The sequence below is a fragment of the Bradyrhizobium erythrophlei genome, assembly GCF_900129505.1.
GTDB lineage: Bacteria > Pseudomonadota > Alphaproteobacteria > Rhizobiales > Xanthobacteraceae > Bradyrhizobium > Bradyrhizobium erythrophlei_D.
Window position 1 is genome coordinate 4,053,894 of record NZ_LT670818.1, and the last position, 17,803, is coordinate 4,071,696.

Sequence of the window (17,803 nt, forward strand, 5' to 3'; positions counted from 1 at the left end):
GCCTATTTTTGCTGTATCGAGTCTGGAGTCAATCCGGGCGCAGCCTCGGGCCGTGCTGAGCGACCTTAGCGGTCTCACGGCGCGCACCATGACACGCTCTTCAAGCCCGGATCGCTGCGAGGAACGGTTTGATACCGACGATGTTCATCACGCGCGTGAGGTTGTAGGCGAGCACGTGCAGCGCCATCTCAGTCGCCACTTTGGGCAGCGTCTTCATCAAAAAGTGCGTCGCCCCCATCCGCATCTTCAGCGTGCCGAACGGATGCTCGACTGTCTCGCGGCGAGTACGCATCGCGTCCGGATTCTTGTCCAGGCGGGCCTGCACAGCATCGACAACGTGCTCGTGTTCCCAACGCGTGATGCGGCGTTGCGGTCCCTTCGTGCACTGAGCCTTCAGCGCGCAGGTCCGGCACGTGTTACTCCAATAGCGGTGCAGGACCAAAGCGGTGGATGAGCGTCTCACCGGCTAGACAAACGTAAATGTCCTCTTCGGCCACATGGCGGAAATCCTGCTTGCCGAAGCGGCCTTCGGACTTTGCCTCCGATGTCTGCGGTTTTGGCAGCGTGACCGTGATGCCAGCCTCTTCGCATGCGAGGATCTCCTCGCCTTTGAAGTAGCCGCGATCGGCGAAGGCTTCGAGGTTTTCTGCCTCCAATGCCGCCTTCGCTTGGTTGGCCATGTTCCCAAGATGCGACTTGTCGGTGCCGACGTTGGTCACCTCATGCGCGACGATCAGATGGTTCGTCGTATCGACGGCCGCTTGTACGTTATAGCCGACCATCCCAGAGCCGCGCCCGCTGGTCGCCATCGAGCGGGAATCAGGATCGGTGAAGGAGACCTGCTGATCGGGCGCTCACACCGCCCGGCATGGCAATCGGCGCCTTGAAGGGCAGCTGCGGTCCACCGGTTGTCGCGAAAGAACAATACCGACGGCAAGCATCTCCTTCTCAATCGCCTTGAGGCGCTTGACCTCCTCTTCGAGCTTGATCAGCTTCTCCTTGAGCCGCGTGGTCCTGGCCACAAGCTCCTCCGACGGCACCTCACCGGCAGCTGTCTGGCAATCGGCTGTGTCAAGTTGGCTCAGATAGCGCGCAACGCTCTCCTCGATCTGCGCCAGACGCCGCTCCTCTTTCCCTTCGTGAAGTTGTTGTCGCGCGAGTTAACCGCCTTGAACTTGCTGCCGTCGATCGCAACGCTCGCTTTCGCCAGCAGACCCATCTTGCGGCACAAGGCAACGAATTGCGCGCAGACCTTCTTGATGGCGGGGCCGTTGTCTTTGCGGAAATCGGCGATGGTTTTGTGATCCGGAACGAGCCGTCCCGTCAGCCACATCACTTCCAGATTGCGGCCAGCCTCACGCTCCAGCCGCCGGCTCGATTGGACCCGGTTGAGATAGCCATAGATATAAAGCTTGAGCATCGCCGAAGGATGATACGCGGGCCGGCCGGTCGCCGCCGGGTTGACGCCATCGAACCCCAGCTCGCGCAGTTCCAGCGCATCGACGAACACATCGACCGCGCGAACAGGATTGCTCTCGTCCACCCAATCATCAAGGCATTCCGGTAACAGTGTCGTCTGCTGGCGATCCGCCCCTTGAACGAAACCCTTCATCATCCCCCCCGCGATTCAGCAAGGGAATCATGGCATCGGTCAGGTTTTCACACAGTCTGGACCCAGAGCTGAACTCGCGGCCGAGCCTCCTGTTCTTTTGGACGGCTTGCGGGCGCAACCTTACGACGCCGTGTCTGCACTTACCGGCAGGGTGAACTGAAACGTGGCACCGTGGGGTAGGTTTGCCGTGGCCCATAGCCGGCCACCGTGGCCTTGCATGATCGAACGGCAGATCGAGAGTCCCATCCCCATGCCGCTGGATTTGGTGGTGAAGAAGGGGTTGAACAACCGGCCCGCATTCTCGGCGGAGATCCCGGTGCCGCAATCCGTCACGCTTAGGATCACCTGGCGTGTCTCGTCCTGGCCTGATCGGATCACCAGTTTGCGCGACCGATCCGTGACCGATTGCATCGCTTCAATGCCATTCATCACCAGGTTGATAATCACCTGCTGAAGTTGAACTCGATCACCCAGGACCATGGGGAGAGGGGACGCCAACTCCGTTCGCAACAACACCTGGTGGCTGATCAACTCACGGTGCACCAGCGCGATGGTCTCCCTGACGACGTCATTGACATCGAGTGGTACCATTTCAACGTCGGATTTTTTCGCCAGCGCCCGGACGCGCTGGATCACCTCACTCGCCCGATTGCCGTCGCTTATTACCCATTCCACCGAGCGGCGCGCCGCGTCCAGGTCGGGAACTGCCCGATTAAGCCAGCGCAGACTGGCCTCTGCGTTGGCGACGACGGCAGCGAGCGGCTGGTTCACCTCATGGGCGATCGAGGCTGTCAGTTCGCCCAGCGACGTCACGCGCGTTACGCGTGCGAGCTCCATCTGGGCATCGAGCAGGCGCTGTTCGCTGGCGCGCAGCTTCTCTTCCGCCCGCTTGCGCTCGGTGATGTCGTTGAAAAGGATTCCGACGCGTCTGCGGCTCGCGTCTTCGACCCGGAAGGCGTAAACGTCATACCAGCGTCCGAGTTGTTTGGCTTCATTTTCGAAGCGCATCGGCTCGCCCGTGAGGGCGATCCTGCCGTAAATGTCGAACCAATGTTCTTCGTGCTGTGGCGCGATCTCGCGCATCCGTCTGCCGGCGGCATTCTTGATTCCCGTCTGCCGTTCAAACGACGGGCTGATTTGCAAAAACCGATAATCGACCGGCTTTTCGTTCTGGTCGAACAAAACTTCAATCGTGCAAAAGCCCTCGTCAATCGATTCGAACAACATGCGGTAGTTCTGTTCCGACTCGCGCAATTCCACCTCGGCCCGTTTTCGCTCGGTCATGTCGAGCACGAAAGCGACGCCTTCATCTCGGTTCCAATCGAAAATCGCGCGGGCGACCACAACCGGCACGCGGCCGCCGTCTTTGCGAAAGTACTCCTTTTCGCAGGGTCGGACGCTTCCAGTCGTATTGAGCTCTGCAAAGGCCTGATCGTCGACATCGCGCCATTCGGCCGGCGTCAGCTCCGTCCATCGCAGCGAGGTGAGATCCTCCCGGGTATATCCGACGATATCGAGAAAGGCCTGGTTGGCTTCGATGATCCGGCCGTGAACATCCCAGATCACAATCCCGACGATGTTCGAGTCGACCAGACGGCGGATCCGGGCCTCCCGCTCCCCGAGATCGCCGTAGAGACGGGCGTTCTCGAGCGAAATCGCCGCTTGTGACGCCAGCATCTTCAGGACCGAGATCCGGGCGGGCGTGAACACGTGCGATGCCAAATTGTTCTCCAGATAGAGCACGCCGATCAGCTTGGACTGTTTCACCAGCGGCATACAGAGGACCGACCGAGCACGCTTCTGGCAGATGTACTCATCTGTCGAGAACGGATCCTGCGCCGAGGCGTCATCAAGGATCACGCTCTCCCGTGTCCGGATCACGGTGTGGAGCACAGCTTCGGGAAGCTCGGCCGGCGACGGGGCCGCGTCGCGAAGCGTGACCTCAACCCGGCCGCGGCCGGTCGTCGCTTCCGCCGCGATCTTTGGCTCGTCGGCCGGGAACAGGATGAGCAGCCCACGCGCAGCACCGGCATGTTCGACTACAATTCGCAGCAGCGTCTTGATGAGTTCAGCGAGGACGATCTCCCCGGACACCGCCTGCGCGGCCTTGAGCACCGTCCCGACATCCAGCCGCTCGACGGGCGCGCCAATGGTAGTAGTGGGAGATGCAGGCACTGGTGCGTCTCGGAGATGCGGATGAAGCCTTTCGAGTTGCCGCACCTTGCCGTCGGCTCCCCAACGCAGATATCCGTGGCGGGCGTCCTGCAAATACACACGGGCAATCTTCTCGAAGCCATGCGCCGCGTAGAAGCGGGAAGCGAGTTCATTGGCGAGCGCCTCATTGTGAACAAAGCCGTTGGCGCGCGCCGAGCGGATGGCCTGTTCGTAGAGGCGTTCGGCATCGAACTTCCGGCCTTCGAGGCGCGCGATCTCGGCGCCGATCAGCGCGACGCGGTTCTCGAAATTATCTGGGCAACTTGCCGCCCAGAGCTGGAGTTGCCTCTGATGCGTAGCGACAGCGTCCAGGCGCTGCTGCCGCTCGCCGGTTGGTGCGGAATCGCAGGAGGCGGCTTGAGACAGTGCGCCGAAGAAATGGTATTCCGCCGTTTCGAGCTGTGACACCGAGGTCCACAACAACCGTTGTGCTCTCGACCAGGCCTCGATGGCCGACGCATAGTCGCCGGCAAAGAAGCGCGCCTGGAGCTTGCGGATCCAGTACCAGCACTCGACGAACGCCAAATCCGGATTTTCTGAAAAGCGGCGCTCGATCCGGGACTCATCAAACTGCTCATCGTCGAAGGAGCCGAATGTCGGCGTCAAGCCGCGCAGCGTGCGGATCAGCCCGAGTTGGGGGGCGATGGAGTCAATGACAAACCCGAACCGCGCCTTCTGCGCGAACGCGAGGCCGCGCTCGGCTTCGCGTTCCACCTCGGCAAGCGGATCGCCCGCGGCGAGAAGGTTCGCGTTCAATTGGTTGCCGCAGTAGGCGGCGTAAGTGAGGTCGCCGAGCTTGTTTGCTGCCTCGAACGCGCGGTGCACCAGATCGCGGCCGGCGCGGACGTGTCGGATCCAGGGCACAACGCCATATCCAAAGTCCATATAGGTCCTGGCCTGGAAGCGCGTCAGTCCGCGTCTTTCGACCAGGTCATAGCCGAGCTGACCGAAGCGATATACGGCCGCCTGATAGTCGCCGAAGCGCGCGCGGGCTATCATGGATAGCCAGACATAGGCGCTGCACGAAGCGGCGCAGTTGCCGCGCTCGAGGCTGAGATTGACTCCCCGGCAGGTGATCAAGGCAAGCAGGTTCGCATCCGTATAGAATGCAGGCACCCCGATCTTGGCGAGAACGTCCAGCGTCGCAAGCGATGCCGGGTCGCTCATCAAAGGCAGATCGATTAGAGACTCGATCGGGCGCCCCCCGAGCTGCGACCAGATCCGTTCGTATTCGCGTCGCGTTTCCTCTTCCGTCGGATGCGGTGACCAGTCGATGCCCAGATGCCGGAGGTAGTCGAGGCCGACGGCGATGGCGCGGCTGCCCTGATCGAGGGTCGTGTACAGATCCACGCGCAAGCACGCGACCGTGGCTCGTTCAACGGTAGTTGCGGCTCGGGTGGATATCGCCGCCAGGCGCTGCTCCGCTTCCGTCAGCGCGCCGGTGAGGAACTCGCATTCGCCCCGGTTCAGCTCCAGCGCGAAGGCGAGCTCATACCGGCGTTCCCACGAGTCTTCCGGCAGCAGGGTCGCTCCGGTGATGAGATATGTGAGCGCGGATGCGTAGGCGGCTGAGGCCTTGGCGCGCTGGCCCGCAAGCAGATTGAACTCTGCCAGCTGCTCACGCTCATCGCGTGACGTGATCAAAGCGGCGCCGCGGTTGAGCTGATTGACGATTTCGAAGATGGCCTCTTTGCGTTTCTCTGGAGGGGTATGCGCCGCGAGCAGCCGTCCGACGCGCAGGTGCGCCTCGGCGCGCAACCTTTCCGGTATGAGGGAATAGGCGGCTTCCTGCACTCGGTCGTGGGTGAACTTGTATGAGCTCCCCGAATGTTCGACCAGCTCCAGACGAACGGCGTTCCAGAGGTCCGAACGGACGTCCGCGTTCGATTTCCCGAGAACGATCGAAAGCATCGTGATCTCGGCGGCGTTGCCGAGGCAGGCGAGCTGCTGCAACGCCGCCTGGGTCTCGACGGGCAGGCGGGTCAACTTCCCGACCATAAGGTCCACCACATTGTCGGTGTACCCTTTGGCGTGAAGGCGATCGAGTTCCCAGCGCCAGCGCGCCGCGTCGTGATCGAATCGGAGCAGCCCTTCTTCGGCGAGCGCAGAAACAAACTGAATCGCGAAGAACGGATTGCCGCCGGTTTTCTCGTGTACCAGTCGGGCCAGCGGGGCAGCACCGCCCGGCGTGCACCCAAGTGTATCCTCAATGAGCCGGCTCAGGTCTTCGCGGGCCAGCGGCGCAAGACTGATCTCCTGCACGCGCGCTCCTGCCTTGCGGATAACATCGAGCGTACGCAGAAGCGGGTGCGCCGGACTGATCTCGTTGTCGCGGTAGGCGCCGACCAGCAGCAGGTGCCGCACCTCCGGGTTGGTCACCAGATGTGCGAGGAGGTCGAGCGTTGCGGCATCGAGCCACTGCAAATCGTCAAGGAACAGCGCGAGCGGGTGCTCCTTGCGCGCGAACACGCCGAGGAAGCCCCGGAACACCAACTGGAAGCGGTTCTGCGCGTCCTGCGGCGGCAGCTCCGCGACCGGGGGCTGTTTCCCGATCACGAGCTCCAGCTCGGGAACGAGGTTGACCATGAGTTGACCATTCGGGCCCAGCGCATCGATCAGGGCGTCCCGCCAGCGGGCAAGCTCTTCCTCGCTCTGGCTGAGCAGCGAGCGGACCAGGCTCTGGAAGGCTTGGCCCACCGTCGCGTACGGGATGTCGCGCTTGTACTGGTCGAACTTGCCAGAGGCGAACAGGCCGCGCGGCGGCACCAGCGCCTTGTGGAGTTCGTTCACCACCGAGGACTTGCCGATACCGGAATAGCCGGACACCAGTACGAGTTCCAGGGTGCCGGTCGCCACGACCCGATCGAAGGACGCGAGCAGCGCCTCGATCTCGCGCTCCCGGCCGTAGAGCTTCTCCGGGATCCGCAGCCGGTCGGAGGCATCGTGCGCGCCCAGCGCAAACGGCTCGATCCGTCCCTGGGACTCCCATGCCGCAAGACAGCGCCGCAGATCGGCCTCGACACCGGCGGCGGTCTGGTAGCGCTCCTCGGCGGTCTTGGCGAGGAGCTTCATCACGATTGCCGAGAGCGCGATCGGGACGTCCGCGACCCGCTCGTGGGGCGGCACCGGTTGCCGCGCGATATGGCAGTGCACCCACTCCATCGGATCGGCAGCCGTGAAGGGAAGCTGTGCCGTCAACATTTCATAGAAGGTGACACCCAGGGCATAGAGATCACTGCGGGAGTCCACCGAGCGGTTCATCCTGCCGGTCTGTTCCGGCGCCATGTAGGCAAGCGTGCCGGCGATCACCGCCGGCGGCGCGGGGATTTGGTGCTCGCGCGGCAGACGCGAGGCAACGCCGAATCCCGTCAGCCACACGCCGCCGCTTGCAGTGTCCGCCAGGATATTTGCCGGCTTGATGTCCTTATGAATCAGACCTCGCTCATGCATCCGGAGCAGCGCCCCCGCGAGAGGGATCGCGATGCGCAGGAACTGCGGTACGCCCAGTGGCCGGCCAAGCAGTCGATCGACCGGCGCTCCACCGGGATCCTTGAGTACCAGCGTCAAGCGGTCCTTGTAGCGCGTCAGCGCGACCGAACGCGCCGCCCAGTCGGCATCAAGTTCGGCTTTGAGCGCATATTCGTGTTCGAGCCGCTCGACGCTACCGGGCGAGGTTTCTTCTGCGGCAACGAGCAGGATCGGCGCCAAGCCGTTGCCGGAGCCCCGGTAGAGAGCGATGTCTCCCTCCCGCAGCGGCGAGAAAACGTAGCTCGAGAATTCCTGCACGAGGGCCTCCTGCCAGGAGGACTACTCTAGTCGTTGATTAGGTTACATTTGCTCTCATCCGTCAATCCAAAGACAGACGCCGAAAAAAGCGATCGTATCAGGATCGGTGCCATATTACGGCTGGACGATGACGAGAACCGCGCCGGCCTTTTGCTAAAACCGAGATGCCTTGTCGAGGAGGAGCGTGCCGACATGACTTCCGTTCCTGGCACGAAACGGTCATTGCGGTGCCGCCGCCGGATGTCCGTTATGATGATATCGAGACAAAAGATCACTCGGACGTCACCTCGGGATTGATTCCAAGCTTCTTGCGGGCGGTAAAAGCGTCGAGAAATTCCTGAGAGGCGACTTGATCCGCCAAGCTTCGCAGCTTCTCGGCCGAGACTGGCCCTAAGACAGTTTCCACGCGGCGGTTCGCCGCTGCCCACAGCAGGTACGCCTCCCGGAGCCGGGCCTTGCCCAAGCGGGTCAGAATGCCCCGCTTCGTGCGCCGGTCCTGGGGGTCTTGCCGCAGTTCAACCAGCCCGTCCCTAACGAGCGGCCGCAGCGCGTGCGTTAGCGCCGAGATTCCAATTGCTAACCGCTCCGCCAAATCCTGCAGCGTCGGCCCTTGCTGACCGCGGGCCAGTTCACTGATCTGCGCGAGCACACCGGCCTGCGTGGCCTTTAGTCCAATCGGGGCAAGCGCCTCATCATACAGTTGGCCGAGGCGACGCGCCGCTCGGCGCAATGCGTTGTTCGTACAAGAAAAATCGGCCGGCACAGCGATCGCCTCCATGCCCTGTCATCCAGATCGACCGCTGGACGACCACGCTTCTTTCCCATGCGTGTAAAATATAGTTGAGCACTGTACCATTGAAAAGGGGTTAAGCTCGCCCAAATAGTTTAGGGCTCAACCAATGGAGAACCCCCATGTCTGTGGCCAGTTTCAAGAAAATCGCAGTCGTTACCGGAGCGTCCTCAGGTATCGGCGCCGTTTATGCCGACCGCCTCGCCGCCCGGGGCTACCATCTCATCCTCGTGGCGCGACGCGCCGACCGCTTGGAAGCCCTCTCGAAGAAGATTTTGAAGACCTATGCTGGCGCCAACGTTGAGGTGATGGCCGCTGACCTCGCGAAGGAATCCGACCTTATCCGTGTCGAAAAGGTCCTCGCAACGAACCCGGCAGTGCGCATCCTCGTAAACAATGCCGGACTTGCCAGGCTTGCGCCGATTGCGCAGGCGCCCGTGCAACAATCCCTGGCCCAGATAGCGCTGAATATCACTTCGGTAACGCGCCTCACTCATGCTGTTCTTCCGGCACTGCTGTCGAGAAATGACGGAGTGATCGTCAACATCGCCTCCGTGTTAGCGATCCATTCGCTCCCGGTCAGCTCCGTGTACAGCGGGACCAAGGCGTTTGTGCTGAACTTCAGCCGAGGCCTTCAAGACGAACTGGTCGGGACTGGCGTAAAGGTCCAGGTGGTCCTTCCCGCCTCGACAGCAACCGAAATTTGGGATGCATCTGGCGTTCCGCTGTCAGCCTTGGACCAGGACACCGTGATGTCGGCGGAGAATCTGGTGGACGCCGCTCTGTCCGGCCTCGACAAGGGTGAAGCCATCACATGGCCCACTGTGGCGGACGCGAGCCTTTGGGACAAGTACGACGCCGCCCGTTCGACGCTGTTCGCCGCCACCCAGACCAACAAGCCGGCCGCGCGCTACAACGCAATATGACATCGCTCACGGAGCGCAAGACGCTTCTGCTTTGGTCAAACTCTCGAGAGTTGTTGCGATGAGCGACGAATCTTCTACGAGCCTCTCGACCGCAAAAAGCGGATCGAGTGGTCACGAATTACTACAGTCTATCGAGGGACGCCGTCGGCGCCAGAGGGGACACAAGTTCTGGCGCTTTCGCTGCTTAAGGAAATGAGGTCGACGCCGACGACCCGCGCCGTCACTTTCATTCAACATCAGGATAACATCGTGCCGTTCACTCACCTGGACATCGGCGGTCCCGTCGCCACGCTCAGCCTCGATCATGCCGGCGGCAACCGGATCAACTTCGATATGCGAGTTGAGCTAAGGGAGGCTTTTCAACGAATAGAAGAGAGCCCGGCACGGGCTCTCCTTATCCGGGGCGAAGGCGGCGACTTCTGTCTTGGCGGGGATATACGTGACTGGCCAGGCGCTCCCGCGGAGTTCCTGCGGCCAAAGATACAGGTGTTCGCCGAAGCGCTGGACCATCTAAAACGCCTGCCGATTCCAACCATCGCTGCTGTGCAGGGCGGATGCATCGGCGGTGGGTTCGAACTCGCGTTGAGCTGCGATCTGATCCTCGCCGCAAGGTCCGCCCGTTTCGTATTTCCGGAAGCGCGTGTCGGCATCGTGACTCTGCAGGGCGGCATGATGCAAATCGCCGAGCGTGTCGGCAGCGCGAAAGCCGCCGAGATGGTGTTCCGTTCCGAGCCGGCGACTGCCGAACAGATGCTGCAGTGGAACGTGGTCAACTGGATCGTAGACGACGCCGAGCTCGAGTCGCAAGCCGCCGCGCTGGCGACCCGGCTCGCCGAGGGACCGACAAAAGCGTTCGCTGCGACCAAGGCGCTCTGGCGCATGCAGGCGGAGGAGGGCGTGAAGGCCGCCAAGGCGAAGCTCTACGACCTTTCGATACCGCTTTTCGAGACCGAGGATGCGCGGACAGCCCTGCGCGCTGCCGCCGAGGCGATCAATTCGGGCAAGCCGTTCCCCAAGGCGACTTTTGCCGGCAAGTAAACCCGGCGGCGAGATGCCTGATGTGCCTTCTTGGACCTCTATCAGGTAGGGAATGGATTTCTCTCCGCAAATCCTTCCTGGTGCCAATAAGGATAGGTCGGGATGACCCGGCTGGCCTTATCCAGGCGCTGAACTTGATCGGGCGTCAGCGCCCAGCCAATGGCTCCGAAATTTTCCGACAGTTGCGTTTCGTTGCGCGCGCCGATGATGAGGCTCGCGACGGTGGGACGTTGAAGGAGCCAATTGAGTGCGATCTGAGTCACCGATTTCCCTGTCTCGCTGGCGATCTCATCGATCGCCTCGATGATGGTGAAGAGATGCCCGTCCTCCACGAAAGGACCGTCTCCGGGCCTCAGGCCGCGCCGGCTGCGCTGAGGCACGGATACGCCCCGCCGGATCTTGCCGGTGAGGCGCCCGGACGCCAAGGGGCTCCAGACGATCGCGCTGACCCCCTGGTCGAGCCCGAGGGGCATGAGTTCACTTTCGTATTCGCGGTTGGCCAGCGAATAATAGGCCTGATGCGCGACATGGCGTGGCAAATTGTAACGCTCCGCCACCGCCAGCGACTTCATCAGATGCCAGCCCGAAAAGTTCGAGCAGCCCACATAGCGGATCTTGCCGGCGCGAACGAGATCGTCGAGGGCACTCAAGGTCTCCTCAATCGGCGTCCTGGCGTCGAAGCCGTGAAGCTGAAAAATATCGATATAGTCAGTCCGCAGGCGCTTGAGGGCTTTCTCGCAAGCGTTGATCAGATGATAGCGCGAAGAACCCACGTCATTGGCGTCGTCTCCCGAGCGGAAAGCTGCCTTCGTTGAGATGATAACGTGATCACGCCTGCCTTTGATCGCCGCGCCGAGGATCTCCTCCGCAAGCCCGGCGGAATAGATGTCGGCGCTGTCGAACATGTTCAGGCCAAAGTCGAGGCACATGTCGGCGAGGCGCGTCGCCTGCTCCGTCCCGGTATCACCCCAAGCGGCAAAAAAATCGCCCCTGCCGCCGAAGGTAGCGGTTCCAAGGCTTAGGGCCGGAACGCGGAAGCCGGAACGACCGAGATATCGATAGTCCATTGGTTTTCTCCAACTTGGTTTTCATTCGACGGGCTTGTTCGAGCCGGGGCGGGAACGACGTTCGGCTTGCCTGGCTTGGACAGGGTCACGAAGAGAAGTGATGCGACGAGGCAGAAGGCGCCGGCCGGCCGCAAGTGTCGCTTCTCAAATCGATCATGATATCTCCGGAATATTTACCGGCCGGTCGATGCCAGCGCCGTTTCGAAAGTTTCGGTGAAGTCGTTCGCTGCGAGAAACTGCATCACTACGCGCAAGTCCTCGGATTCGGTGGCTCCAAACGCGGCTTCGAAGCTCCGCTGCGCGGCCTCCCAGAGGGCATCCGATTTAAAGAGCCTGGACCGTCCCAAGGGGGTCAGACTGATCAGCCGGTTGCGCCGGTCCTGCGGATCGACAGCGATCGTGACGAGCTTTTCGCGGGTGAGCGGCTTCAAGGTGTGAGCAAGACCGCCGGCGTCCATCACCAACGCGTCGGCAAGTGCGCCGACCGTCGTCGGCTCGGAACGCCCGATTTCCGCCAGTATCGCACGCTGCGTCGTCTTCAGGCCGCTCGGTGCGAGCGCAGTATCGTAAAGCTGCGAGATTCGTCGCGAAGCCTTTCGCAATTCCGTGCAATGGCAGCGTCCTGCGCTTTCCGGTCGTGCGTACCGGGTTCTCTCGTTCATGTGATGGTCTCCGTCTTGATTTATGAGCATATGCTGATATCCTGCCAAATGCAAGCATATGCTGGTATCAACTGGAGCGCTCAAAATGCAGTTCATGACCCTGTTCTCCTGGCATCCCGATAGGGGGGAAAAGCCTGCTCCCGCAGACCTCAGGGAGGCGGAGTTCGAGATGATACGTGACCTCTACGCGGTCGGTTTGGTTCGACAAATCTGGCTTCGCGGTGACGCCGGAGGCGCCTGCGCAATTGTGGAAGCCGCTTCGTCTGACGAAGTCGCGGAAAAGTTCAACGCGCTTCCTTTCATCCGCGAAGGCTACCTGCAGTCTCCGATGATCGTTCCACTGAAGCCATATTCCGGCTTCGCTCCCCGAAACTGATGGTTCATCCGACAAGCTTGAGGAAGATATGCCGAAACTCGATGGAAAGATCGCTGTCATCACTGGTGGAAACTCCGGAATTGGCCTGGCGACGGCCAAGGTTTTCGTGAAAGAAGGCGCGCGCGTTTACATCACGGGCCGCAGGCAGGCAGAACTCGATGCCGCCGCCGCCCTTCTTGGACCGAGTGCCAAGGCCGTCCAGGGCGACGTCTCCAAGCCGGCCGATCTCGACCGCCTCTACGGCCAGATCCGCAGTGAAGTAGGACGTGTCGACGTCGTTTTCGCGAATGCCGGCGTGGTCACCAAGGCGCCACTCGGCAGCCTGACGGAGGAGCACGTCGAGAATCAGCTGGACGTAAATGTGAAGGGTGTGATCTGGACCGTCCAGAAGGCCCTGCCTCTGATGGGGCCGGGGGGCTCGATCATCTTGAACGCCTCGATCGTCGCCTCAAAAGGCTGGGCCGATTGGAGCGTCTACAGCGCCTCAAAGGCGGCGGTCCGCAACTTCGCCAGGACATGGTCGTCGGATTTGCGGGGCCAGGGCATCCGGGTCAACGCCATCAGCCCTGGCGTGATCCCGTCACCCGCGCACGAAAACGCCGCCGCCAGCCGTGACGCCCTGAACAGCTTCATGGCTTACGCGGCAAGCATAACGCCCCTTGCCCGAACGGGAACCGACGAGGAGGTTGCGAAGGTCGTCGCCTTCCTGGCCTCCGACGACAGCAGCTTCATCGCGGCCAGCGAGATCTTCGTCGATGGCGGCATAGCCCAGATCTGACGAACATGCGGTCCGCTCTCTCACCCACGTCCACCCACCTCGCCGGCTCCGGCACGTTGGACTGCAGGTCAACTTGAGGCATCGCATCCAGCGTTTCGTACAAGGTCCATCAACATTGAGACGGAGCCTATGTCCATGCTCCTTGATTCAATCAAAATCGGTCGACTGGACGAAGAGGCGCAGCCCTCCGCGTACCCCCGACGCGGCGTTTTAAAGGCGGGTTTGCTTATTGGGGCGGTCGTGAGTGTCGCGATGAAGGCGGGCGTGGCTGATCCACCGCACGCGCGTGATGAGCGACAACCCGAGGCTGTTCGATATGGAGAAAGGAGATCAACGATGCCGTTGGCGAGAATAGATTTGGGTAAGGACGCGCCGCCCGAGCGTATCCGCGTAGTGAGCGAAGCGATCTATCGTGCCATGGTTGAGGTCGCCAATGTACCATTGCACGACAAGTTTCAGGTAGTAACGCGTCATGCTCCCGACGAAATCATATACCCCGAGGAGGGTTATCTCGGCCTGAACTATACACGCGACCTCATCATCATACAGATCACCTGGGTCAGCGGGCGTTCGGTCGACGTGAAGAAGAAATTCTTTCGCCGGATCGCTGACGAGATCCACGAGAAGGCTCATGTGCGAAAGGAGGATATCTGGATCAACCTGGTCGACACAAATCGTGAAGACTGGTCGTTCGGCGACGGCGAAATGCAATATGCGCCGAAGTGACATGCAACGCACAACGTCGCCTCGGGCGAAACGGGGTTCGTTCGAAAAAGAAATTCGTCCATAAGGAGAGATCGATGCCAACCTACGTGTGTTACCTGCCAAGAGACCGGTTCAGCCCAGATCAAAAACGTCAGATTGTGGACGCGATCACCTTTCGCCATAGCGAGGCGACCGGCGCCCCTTCGTATTTCGTGCAAGTGGTAATCGAGGAGGTCCAAGCGGATCGCTATTTGGGCGGCGAAAAGACGTCTGATCACATCTGGGTCCGCGGTGACATACGTACCGGTCGCACCGAGGAACAGCGGACTGGCTTGATGACGAAGATGATGAAAGACATCAGCCTCATCACGAGCGTTAGGCAAGAAAGCATCTGGATCTATCTTTGCAACCTGGACCCCACAGATATGATCGAATACGGACACGTTTTGCCCGCGCCAGGGCAGGAGAAGGCCTGGTTTGAAAGTCTTCCCGGGTCCCTCAGGACCTACCTGGCGAAGCTGGGAACAACAAAGGCAAACTTTGAGCTTTAATCCTTCAAGGGGGAGGGCCGCGCAAACCGCTTCCAATGTTGGCACAAATCGGAAGAGTGCCCACAAGTCAAAGCGAGAGGATGCGACCTTCTCGCGCAGCGAACCAAAAGCAATCGACATCAGAATTTCGCTGCGAGCTTCGCGCAGAAAATGCTCTTAGATGATGTCGAGATAGCGTTTCATCGCGGAATAGATAGTCGGCGCGAATTTTTTGCCGTTACGCCGCGACCGCAGTATTCGCCAAAGCTCGAATGACCGCTTCTGGCGCAAAGCGGCCATTCGTGCGCAAACAGGATCCCGTGACAGATCAGGAAAAGGTGGAGAGTCTATCAGTTTGGAATCAGGCTCGGGGAGGGGCGCTTAGCCTCAGGATATCGCGCTATATCGTAGATTCGGCCGGATGTAGGACGTGGAGGGATTCGAAATCGACAAGTTGGGTGCAATTGATCTGCGAATTGCAGCGCGACTGGCAGCGCAAGGAAACCGTGGCCGGATTCCCGCGTATCCTGTTTGTGGTCGAAGGGCACTAATCCTCTGGACTTAACCGGTCGCCGAGTTGTCGGGGTAGGCCAACGGACGCGACCGCCAACAACGCTATAACCTTCTTGCGCATCATCATTCTCCGTCAGAGATATCGCTCCCAACCACGACGCCCCTTGCAGGTGACACTCGTTTTGCAAAATCGCCACTGACCTTAGCAAGTCCCGTCGCTCAACTCTGCGCGACCCGCGCCACGTTAAATTTAAAGTCAGGAAGGAGTTATGCGCGGGTCGCGCGCAGCGCGCTCAAGCGAGTCCACCGTTACAGATGTAACTTGGATTTGGTGTCTCCTAACAGAAGCAACCGCTTAAAAAAAATTCGAACCTGAACAAAACTGAAAAGCGGTGATGCGGCTAAGCAGTTGTTCTGATCTTCTCCACCGGAAGGGCGACGCGCGCTAACTCACTCACTGTGAATCCGCATCACGCACCACTGATAGTCCGGCGAGCGCCTCTCCGGAAATCCTGCGCACTCCGCTGCACACCGTGAGATGCGATGAAGATCCGATCCCATTCCGAGAGCCATATCGTCGAGCTGGACGACCGTTCGCGATGGCAGATCTTCCCGGGTGACCTCGACCTCACCCTGAACTGGAAGCCGGAGACGGACCTCACGGTCGTCCCCATCGACGACGAGGTGAGTTCTCACGCGCTGATAGGCGAGGGCGGAAGGGTGCGCGTGATACCCGCCGGCGAAAGCTGGCCGGTAACGGAGGTGAAGTCCGTGCTCAAGGACGGTTGATGCCGGTCTCGTCCTGAGCGAACTATCTGTTCTGCGATTTCCCTAAGGCAGCCGCACGACCGACATCCGTCCGCAATCCTCGCATCAGAGCGCGCTCAGGTCGTCAGGAACTTTGCCGAATTTCCGGATCACCGTCGCCTCACCGAGGTCGCCGGGCGCGGGATCACTCGTCCGGCTGAAGGCGACTGAGCCGCAGACAAGGGGCCCATTGCCGTGACGAACGACATAGATTTCGCAGGCCGGAAATCAATCGCCTCGGGAAAAACGATGGGCCGCGAAGGCTGCTGGTGAGCCTTGCGCGCCCATCCAGAGTCGACTCAGCCGAACGCGCTGGAGCCTACGTCGCCGTTGTCTGGCCCGCCGCGTCCACGGCCTTTCCAGTCGCTCCATCGTCTGCGCCGCTGCCGGCGCTTGAACGCGTAGGTCACCGTGTCCGCGGACTGCCCGGCATCGAGGGACTGCAGCGCATCGATGATGTCGTCGTAATTGACGACATTCCCCGTTGCGGTAGCCCGTAGCGCTGGATTGGACTCGATTGCGCATGCGTCTGACGCCCAGGATGCGAGCACCGAGCGTTTTTCCGCGGCCGTCATGTCGGTATCCCGCACGACATCGAGCGGGTGGCGAAAGGCCCTCGAAGGGTGAAGTAGGGCATCAATGTCGAACGGTACCTTCCTGGCTTGAAAGCTCTGCTCCATGACTGTTCTCCTTCAAAACGCGGGCGGTTTCGAAGAGGCTTCACCAACCGCCCGCCACCATCAGGGTCTGCGCGCTCACCGATTGAACGCCCGGAGTTCAACTGTGTCAGCCGTTGCGGTCGATCGGGATGCGGCGGACATTGTTTTTCGCTTCAGGGGATCGCGGCACCGTAATGGTCAGCACGCCATTCTTGAACGCGGCTGAGGCTCTGTCCTCCTCGATGTCCTGCAGCGGGATGCGCCGTTCGAAGCGGCCGTAGTACCGCTCGCTGAAACGGCGGGCCTTGTCTTCCGATTCCGTTTTCTTCTCGCCCGAGATCGAAAGAACGCCGTTTGCGATTTCCAGGCTGACGTCTTTCTCGTCGAGACCGGGCAGTTCGGCGGTGATGCGCACCTCCTTGTCCGTCTGGTCGACGTCGATCTGGGGCCAGCCCAGCCCATCCAGGGCGCGGGTCGGCCCGAACGGCGCAAGATCGAACCCGCGAAACACGTCGTCGAACATGCGATTCATCTCGCGATGCAACGCAAAAAACGGATGGATGTCGGTACCACGCTGGAAACCGACCTCGCGGCCTCTGTTGTTCCAGGGAATGAGATCCTTGATGGCCATCGCTGTGTCTCCTTCAATCAAGCGACTTCCGCCGCGGATCGGGCCACCGCGGAAGTCAGTTCGATGATGTGAAGTCTAACGTCGAGATCAGGCCGCCTTGCCGTCGATCTGCCGGATGTTCGAAGCGGACGAACCCTCGATCGAAATCCGACGCGGCTTCATGGCCTCCGGGATCTCGCGGACCAGTTCGATCTGCAGCAGGCCGTTGTCGAAGGCCGCGCCCTTGACCTGGACATAGTCCGCCAAGCTGAACTGCCGCTTGAAGGGCCGCAACGAGATTCCCTGGTGCAGGAACTCGCGCTGGTGTTTCTCGGCTTTCCGGCCTTCCACGGTCAGCACGCTTTGTTCTGCGGTGATCGCTATCTCGTCGGGTGAGAACCCCGCGACCGCCAGCGAGATCTGGTAGCGGTCCTCGCTCAGGCGTTCGACGTTGCACGGTGGATAATTGTCCTCCGTGCCGCCGTGCTGCGCGGCATCCACGAGGTCGAATAAGCGGTCAAAGCCGATGGTCGACCGCCAAAGGGGAGCAAAATCGTAGGTAGTCCTCATAGCCAAATCCTCCGTTGAGCAAGATGGGTACGAGCAGGCGTCGGACACCTCCGGCGCCCGTCTCCGCCGAGCCCCCGAAGGGCGCCCGGACCGCTTGTCGCGGCATGCAAAAAACTAGAAAAAGTGCTCCCGGTTTCAAGAGGCTTGCGGATTTTTTTCG

At 60.8% G+C, this 17,803-nt stretch carries 15 protein-coding genes and 1 pseudogene; 8 read left to right on the forward strand and 8 right to left on the reverse strand.

Annotated elements, in window-relative coordinates:
- Positions 1-100: 100 nt before the first annotated feature.
- The 3 genes and pseudogenes from B5525_RS18830 to B5525_RS18840 all read right to left on the reverse strand — a co-directional run bounded on the left by B5525_RS18830 (position 101) and on the right by B5525_RS18840 (position 8,390).
- Positions 101-1,612: pseudogene (locus tag B5525_RS18830) on the reverse strand (IS1182 family transposase).
- A gap of 120 nt (positions 1,613-1,732) precedes the next feature.
- Positions 1,733-7,579, reverse strand: coding sequence for an AAA family ATPase (locus B5525_RS18835; protein WP_079573533.1), 5,847 nt, complete (start codon positions 7,577-7,579; stop codon positions 1,733-1,735).
- A gap of 304 nt (positions 7,580-7,883) precedes the next feature.
- Positions 7,884-8,390, reverse strand: a complete 507-nt coding sequence (locus B5525_RS18840; RefSeq protein ID WP_079567356.1) for a MarR family winged helix-turn-helix transcriptional regulator — start codon at positions 8,388-8,390, stop codon at positions 7,884-7,886.
- A 134-nt stretch (positions 8,391-8,524) separates the two neighbouring features.
- On the opposite strand from B5525_RS18840, the gene B5525_RS18845 reads away from it, so the two are divergent.
- Both B5525_RS18845 and B5525_RS18850 read left to right on the forward strand, forming a co-directional pair.
- On the forward strand, positions 8,525-9,328 hold the full coding sequence (locus B5525_RS18845; RefSeq protein WP_079567357.1) for an SDR family NAD(P)-dependent oxidoreductase: 804 nt from the start codon (positions 8,525-8,527) through the stop codon (positions 9,326-9,328).
- Positions 9,329-9,577: 249 nt separating this feature from the next.
- Positions 9,578-10,366 (forward strand): enoyl-CoA hydratase/isomerase family protein, encoded by a 789-nt coding sequence (locus B5525_RS18850; protein WP_172899923.1) that lies wholly within the window; start codon positions 9,578-9,580, stop codon positions 10,364-10,366.
- Between the two features lie 41 nt (positions 10,367-10,407).
- Here B5525_RS18850 and B5525_RS18855 read toward each other — a convergent pair whose 3' ends face one another.
- Both B5525_RS18855 and B5525_RS18860 read right to left on the reverse strand, forming a co-directional pair.
- Positions 10,408-11,433 carry an aldo/keto reductase gene (locus B5525_RS18855; RefSeq protein WP_079567359.1) on the reverse strand — a complete coding sequence of 342 codons (1,026 nt, stop codon included), beginning with the start codon at positions 11,431-11,433 and terminating at the stop codon, positions 10,408-10,410.
- Positions 11,434-11,606: 173 nt separating this feature from the next.
- Positions 11,607-12,191 (reverse strand): MarR family winged helix-turn-helix transcriptional regulator, encoded by a 585-nt coding sequence (locus B5525_RS18860; protein ID WP_244567944.1) that lies wholly within the window; start codon positions 12,189-12,191, stop codon positions 11,607-11,609.
- Between B5525_RS18860 and B5525_RS18865 the strand changes: the two genes are divergently transcribed.
- From B5525_RS18865 to B5525_RS18890, 5 genes are all read left to right on the forward strand, one after another.
- Positions 12,181-12,471, forward strand: coding sequence for a hypothetical protein (locus B5525_RS18865; protein WP_172899924.1), 291 nt, complete (start codon positions 12,181-12,183; stop codon positions 12,469-12,471). The two genes, B5525_RS18860 and B5525_RS18865, sit on opposite strands and share 11 nt — an antisense overlap.
- Positions 12,472-12,499: 28 nt before the next feature.
- The gene (locus B5525_RS18870; protein WP_079567362.1) at positions 12,500-13,249 is read left to right on the forward strand and encodes an SDR family NAD(P)-dependent oxidoreductase; all 750 of its coding nucleotides are present in this window, start codon (positions 12,500-12,502) and stop codon (positions 13,247-13,249) included.
- Positions 13,250-13,384: 135 nt separating this feature from the next.
- A complete protein-coding gene (locus tag B5525_RS18875) occupies positions 13,385-13,975 on the forward strand; it encodes a tautomerase family protein (RefSeq protein WP_244567945.1) in 591 nt (196 codons plus the stop codon).
- A 74-nt stretch (positions 13,976-14,049) separates the two neighbouring features.
- Entirely contained in the window at positions 14,050-14,505 is a 456-nt protein-coding gene (locus B5525_RS18880; RefSeq protein ID WP_079567363.1) for a tautomerase family protein, read from the forward strand.
- 1,035 nt (positions 14,506-15,540) lie between these two features.
- Entirely contained in the window at positions 15,541-15,786 is a 246-nt protein-coding gene (locus B5525_RS18890) for a hypothetical protein (RefSeq protein ID WP_079567364.1), read from the forward strand.
- A 317-nt stretch (positions 15,787-16,103) separates the two neighbouring features.
- On the opposite strand, the gene B5525_RS18895 is transcribed toward B5525_RS18890, so the two are convergent.
- Both B5525_RS18895 and B5525_RS18900 read right to left on the reverse strand, forming a co-directional pair.
- Complete coding sequence (locus B5525_RS18895) at positions 16,104-16,484, reverse strand: hypothetical protein (RefSeq protein WP_079567365.1); 381 nt, start codon at positions 16,482-16,484, stop codon at positions 16,104-16,106.
- Between the two features lie 106 nt (positions 16,485-16,590).
- Positions 16,591-17,076 carry an Hsp20/alpha crystallin family protein gene (locus B5525_RS18900; protein WP_244568054.1) on the reverse strand — a complete coding sequence of 162 codons (486 nt, stop codon included), beginning with the start codon at positions 17,074-17,076 and terminating at the stop codon, positions 16,591-16,593.
- On the opposite strand from B5525_RS18900, the gene B5525_RS46380 reads away from it, so the two are divergent.
- Entirely contained in the window at positions 17,002-17,166 is a 165-nt protein-coding gene (locus B5525_RS46380) for a hypothetical protein (protein ID WP_244568142.1), read from the forward strand. The two genes, B5525_RS18900 and B5525_RS46380, sit on opposite strands and share 75 nt — an antisense overlap.
- Positions 17,167-17,181: 15 nt before the next feature.
- Here the strand turns inward: B5525_RS46380 and hspB are convergent, their stop codons facing one another.
- Complete coding sequence (hspB, locus tag B5525_RS18905) at positions 17,182-17,643, reverse strand: small heat shock protein HspB (RefSeq protein ID WP_079567367.1); 462 nt, start codon at positions 17,641-17,643, stop codon at positions 17,182-17,184.
- Positions 17,644-17,803: the final 160 nt, after the last annotated feature.